Origin of the sequence: Lutibacter sp. (assembly GCF_030692605.1) — a bacterium.
Classification (GTDB): domain Bacteria; phylum Bacteroidota; class Bacteroidia; order Flavobacteriales; family Flavobacteriaceae; genus Lutibacter.
In genome coordinates, this window is sequence record NZ_JAUYUD010000020.1 from 1 (window position 1) to 5,371 (window position 5,371).

At 27.1% G+C, this 5,371-nt stretch carries 5 protein-coding genes; all 5 read right to left on the bottom strand.

The annotated features are described in order from the left end of the window. Positions 1-218 precede the first annotated feature (218 nt). Genes Q8S45_RS01885 through Q8S45_RS01905 form a run of 5 tightly spaced genes read right to left on the bottom strand, consistent with a single transcriptional unit; the run spans position 219 to position 5,195 of the window. On the bottom strand, positions 219-560 hold the full coding sequence (locus Q8S45_RS01885; protein ID WP_305600726.1) for a tRNA-binding protein: 342 nt from the start codon (positions 558-560) through the stop codon (positions 219-221). 4 nt (positions 561-564) lie between these two features. Next, a complete protein-coding gene (locus Q8S45_RS01890) occupies positions 565-3,465 on the bottom strand; it encodes an OmpA family protein (protein WP_305600728.1) in 2,901 nt (966 codons plus the stop codon). Between the two features lie 9 nt (positions 3,466-3,474). Further along, positions 3,475-3,933, bottom strand: a complete 459-nt coding sequence (locus Q8S45_RS01895) for a DUF962 domain-containing protein (RefSeq protein ID WP_305600729.1) — start codon at positions 3,931-3,933, stop codon at positions 3,475-3,477. 30 nt (positions 3,934-3,963) lie between these two features. Then, the gene (locus Q8S45_RS01900) at positions 3,964-4,500 is read right to left on the bottom strand and encodes a YfiT family bacillithiol transferase (RefSeq protein WP_305600731.1); all 537 of its coding nucleotides are present in this window, start codon (positions 4,498-4,500) and stop codon (positions 3,964-3,966) included. Continuing rightward, positions 4,500-5,195: a lipopolysaccharide assembly protein LapB gene (locus Q8S45_RS01905; protein ID WP_305600733.1), complete on the bottom strand. Its 696-nt coding sequence runs from the start codon at positions 5,193-5,195 to the stop codon at positions 4,500-4,502. The genes Q8S45_RS01900 and Q8S45_RS01905 overlap by 1 nt, the downstream gene beginning before the upstream one ends. Positions 5,196-5,371: the final 176 nt, after the last annotated feature.

Below are 5,371 nucleotides of genomic sequence, written 5' to 3' on the forward strand. Positions count from 1 at the left end.
TTTTGTCTCTTTCTTCTTTAAAATGAAGCCTACAAGATTCCTCGCTCCCAAAATTTGCTGTAAAACTGAATAAATTCATCGTTTTTTTTATCAAATATAACGCTTTTTTATTAATTATGGGTAATTACGGACAATCAAATTTATTTAGATCCTTTTTTTAAAATAGTTCTACCTTGTAAAAAAGATGTGTACGACAAATTTTATAAATTTTAATTTAATTATCGTACTTGTACACCATTGATTAAGTTTGATTTTGATGTTTGTAAAAGAACAATTTGTTGGTCTTTATTTTCAATCCCTAAAACTAAACACTCGCTGAAGAAATTTGCAATTTGTTTTTTCTGAAAATTAACAACTGCAATTATTTGTTTGTTCAATAATTGATCTTTGGTATATAAATGGGTTATTTGGGCACTGGATTTTTTAATTCCTAATCCACCAAAATCTATAGTTAATTGATAAGACAGTTTTCTAGCATTTGGAAAATCATTTACTTCAATTATAGTTCCAATTCGCAAATCAAGTTTGTTAAATTCTTCAAAGGTAATTTCAGGTTTCATATCATTAATTTTTTATCACAACAAATTCTGTACGTCTATTTTTTTCATGCTCTATGGTGGTACAAGGAACGCCATTAGAGCATTTATTGATAAGTTGAGTTTCACCAAGCCCAATACCAGATATTCTTGCAGCATCAATTCCTTTTGAAATAATATAATTGATTATAGATTTTGCTCTGTCATTGGATAATGTCATATTATAACTATCAGTTGCTCGGCTATCGGTATGTGATCTAACTTCAATAATAATGGTAGGGTAATTATTTAATATGCTAACTACTTTGTCCAATTCAATTGCTGCCTGTAGTGTAATTTCAGATTTATCTAATTCAAAATAAATTGGGTTAGTTTTAATCATTTTAAGATTAGATACTATTGAAAATTCTTCAACAGCCTCAAATAAAAGTTGTTTTCTTATAATTTCATCATTTACGTTTGATGTTAAAATTTCAATTTTCTCAGAACCATACCCAACTTTTGAACCTTCAATGGTATAACTAGTATTACATTCTAATTTTAGATTAAATGCACCTTGAATTGATTTAGTTTTAGAAATTATAAGATTGTTTTTAATTAGTGTTAATTGAACATCATTAATTGGTAATTTAGTTATGCTATCAATTGCAATACCTGAAATACTTTGGAGGCAAGTCATCGCTGAAAGTAACACATTTTTTTCCAATTTTTTATTATTAGAGTTATTAGTGGAAACTGTTATTTCTTTCACCTCAAAATTAGGTGCCTCAACTGTAATACTATATTCTTTGTCACATTCAACGGTAAATGTTACTATTCCATCTGTGTTTGACTCTTTAAATTCATTAGTAGTTTTGGATGGGTTTAGTGTGACAATAGCATTTTTAATTTTAGTTTTTGAAATGGCATCTATTACATTTACTACAATATCTTGTTTACATCTTATTGGAGTTAATACAACCATTTTTTCCAAAATTGAATTATGGATATTGTCTGTGGTAAAGGTAAATTCTTGAGGTTCAAAATTAGTACTGGTAACTATAATTTTATAACTAGCCGAACATTCAATATTAAATTTGGTCAATTCTATCAAATTTGTCAATCTTGAATCGACAGGAGTATTAGATTTTAATAAAGAAATTTTAGCATTATTAATTCTTTGTTTTGTACTATCATCGATAACTGTAATTATCAATTCTTGTTCACATTTAATTGGATTTAATGAAATTGTTTTAGCCAATATTTTTTCATTACTAGCATCAGTTGTAATTGTAAATTCTTGAGTTTCATAATTATCGGCAGCGATTAAAACTTTATAATTAGAAGAACACTCAATATTAAATTTGGTCAATTCCATTAAATTTGTCAATCTTGAATCGACAGGAATGTTAGATTTTAATAAAGAAATTGAAGCATTACTAATTTTTAGATTCGTTATATTATCAACTACTGTAATAGCCAACTCTCCTACACATTTAATTGGAGTTAATAAAATTGTTTTTGCTATGAGACTATTCTTTTTATCATCTGTTTTAAATTCAACTTGAGTGGGTTCATAATTTTTGAAAAAAACTTTGATATTATATGTTGAATTACAATTGACCAGTAGTTTTGACATTCCGTTTAGATCGGAAATACTTTTTTCTTGAGAATTTAAAGAAGAAATAAGCGTTAATTCAACATTTGAAATTTTATTATTAGAGTAAGCGTCAACAATAGTAATAAGTATATTTTGATTACATGGAATTGGAATTAACGAAATTGTTTTTTCCAATTTTAAATCAAATTTATCATTCGTGTTAAATTCAGATTCATAGGGTTCAAAATCATCAAGTTGAACGATCATTTTATAGTAAGTGTTGCAATTTAAAGGTACGTTGTTGGATGCATTTAATAAAAAAGTAGTATCAATTTCTAAACTATTATTTTTATAAAGCGATACTTTTACATTATTAATTGGTTTATTGATAATTGAATTGACAATTTGGTAATTTAAAAGTTGTATACATTCTTTTTCTTTAGCAATAAATTTAAAAATATCCACATCACCAAGAGATTCAGGTCTGTTTGAAGTAATATAGCCTGAATTGGATGAATTATTAATAACAAAAGCAAAATCATCATATATTGAGTTTATTGGCGTTGGTAATTGCACTCTTTTTCCAAATTTTTCATTTCTAAATTCGCTTTTAAAAATATCTAACCCACCAATACTATTATGACCATAGGATGAAAAATAAAGAATATTATTTTCATCAATAAATGGAAAGAGTTCCGATTTTTTTGAGTTTATCTCACTGCCTAAATTTACAGGAAGTCCGTAGGTGTTATTATCAAGAACTTCTACCATATAAATATCAGTATCACCAAATCCACCTGGCATATCTGAAACAAAATAAAGCTTTTTCCCATCTTTGCTTATAGTTGGATTTCTAACGGAATAATTTTCACTATTAAAAGGTAAAGGTTTAATATTACTTAGAATATGATTTTCATTTATTGTAGCTTTCACAATTCGCAATGTTTTCCATTCTGCCGAATCAATTTTCTTTTCGGTATTGTAGAAATTATTCCAAGTAAAATAGATTGTTTTTTGATCAGGTGAGAACGTAACATCCGACTCAAAAAACATATTTTTAGTTTCGAGATTAAATTCTTTTCCCTGAATTAAATCACCATTATTAGTAATATTTGCTAAATAAATTTCTAAATGAAGTTGCCTATTTTGCTTTCTTCTTTCCTTGGAAAAGGATATATCATTTGCATTTTTTTGAGATGAAGCAAATAAAATTGTCTGATCATTAATATAGGTAACTCCAAGTTCAGCAAATTTAGAATTTATTGAAGTTGGTGAAACTTCGTATTCAAACTGTTGAGCATAATTAGCAACGGATATTAATAGAAAAACAAAATGTAAAATCTTCTTCACCTTATTTAATTATTTCTTTTTACTTAATTTTTCAAAAACCCAAGCTGGGCCAATTAATAAAAATTGTAAATCCTTAAAAAAAGATGGTTTTTTACCCTCAATTTTATGTCCATAAAACTGACCTATCCAAGCAATTATAAAAAGTGCAAGTGATGTGAAAAATAGTGGCAATATGGTGCCTAAAAAGTAATTGCCAACAAGGCAAAGTATAGAAAAAGTAAGCATTCGTACAAAAGTGTTAAATGAAAGCCGTACGTAAAAAATCATTAAAAGCACTAACACTAATGTTGCCCAATTTTGTAGAAAAGGATTTGATATAAAAGAGTGCAAAATGTCAGAAGGAATGCTTATGAGCATACCAACAATGCTAAAAAAGATAATAGGTACACAAATGTAATGTATGGATTGATTTGTTTTATTTTGATGGCTAACTGCATATTCATCATACCATTGTTGCATAGATTTCATATATATAGATTTTAGTTGTTGTTTTTAAATTTAAGAATTCCATTTTTTAGAAGTTACTAAATTTGAAATATGAGCGTAATGATGATTGCAATGCCAAGCATAAATTCCAATATTTTCTTTTAGTGTTACAATTTTTGTACCAGAAGGATGAATAAATACCCTATTTAACTCTACCTCGGTTAGCCCTTTCATCAAATATACCCATTTTGTATGCAGGGATTTTAATAAATTTAAAGAGATTGTAATATCGGCATCTTTACTATCAAAAAGTTCGGCCCAACGATCTTCATAATATGGTTCTATGGTAGGTTCATTTTCAGTTAGTGCCCATTTAAAGCGTATGTAACTATTTAAATGGCTATCTGCACAATGATGAATTACTTGTTTTATGGTCCATCCTTGTTCTCTGTAAGTTGTATTTAGCTGATTTTCAGATAAACACTTCACCAAATTTTCAAGGTGATTAGGAAAATTTTCAATTATATGAATCCATTCAGCAATTAGCACTTGTGTTATGTTTGGTGGAATGATTGGTTTTCCTATGGGGTATTTTAGATCTTTGTCCATTATTCTTTTTTCTCTAATTTTTTTAATTGTTCCTTCGCACGTCGGTTTCCAGAATCTAAGCTTAATGACTTTTTATAATTTTCAATTGCTTTTACAGTGTCTCCATTTTTCATAAATGCTTCGCCTAAACTGTCATACACATTTGGACTGTTAGGATAAAGTGCGACATTAATTTTAAATATCTCAACTGCAAATTCAATATTTTTATTTCTTAATTCTTTATATCCTAATCTGTTAAAGCTTTCTTCATTTATAACTGGATCTAACGAATCAATTTTTTTAATTTTTAAATAACCTTCTAATGCCTTATCAAATTTCTTTTCCAGCAAATATTCACTGGGCACTCTTACCATAGTATCCAATTTCATATAATTATATGCAAGTTGTTTAGTTTCGCTTTTGGGTACTAAAGAAATATAAATCTTATTGTTTTTTGAATTTGTATTAAACTGAATTTTTTCATTTAATTCTTTAACAAAATAAGTATTTTCATCTACAAGAAGTGGTTTAATGTTTGATGCTCCTCTCCATTTTATAAACATCTCATTATTTTCAAAAAATACTTCCATAATTTCATCGGAACTATATAAATATCTTCCACTAACTTTTTTAATATAATCAGAACTACTATTTTTTTTTGAACAACTAGAAAAGAGTACGAATAATAGTAATATATAAATTTTAAAACTTTTCATAAATAAGGAATAATTAGTTGTTATAAAATTAATAAAAAAAAAGAAGCCGTCTCAATATTAAATTTTGAGACGGTTTTTTTATTTCTATTCAATTTCGGATATTTTTTATTTTTATGAATAAGGCAAAAATTGTCCTTAAGAAGCAATTTTCTTTCTTAAATTGTGTCCTAATGCCA

Coding starts and splice junctions, on each gene's coding strand:
- Q8S45_RS01885 (WP_305600726.1), bottom strand. CDS start 560: ATGAAACCTGAAATTACCTTTGAAGAATTTAACAAACTTGATTTGCGA.
- Q8S45_RS01895 (WP_305600729.1), bottom strand. CDS start 3,933: ATGAAATCTATGCAACAATGGTATGATGAATATGCAGTTAGCCATCAA.
- Q8S45_RS01900 (WP_305600731.1), bottom strand. CDS start 4,500: ATGGACAAAGATCTAAAATACCCCATAGGAAAACCAATCATTCCACCA.
- Q8S45_RS01905 (WP_305600733.1), bottom strand. CDS start 5,195: ATGAAAAGTTTTAAAATTTATATATTACTATTATTCGTACTCTTTTCT.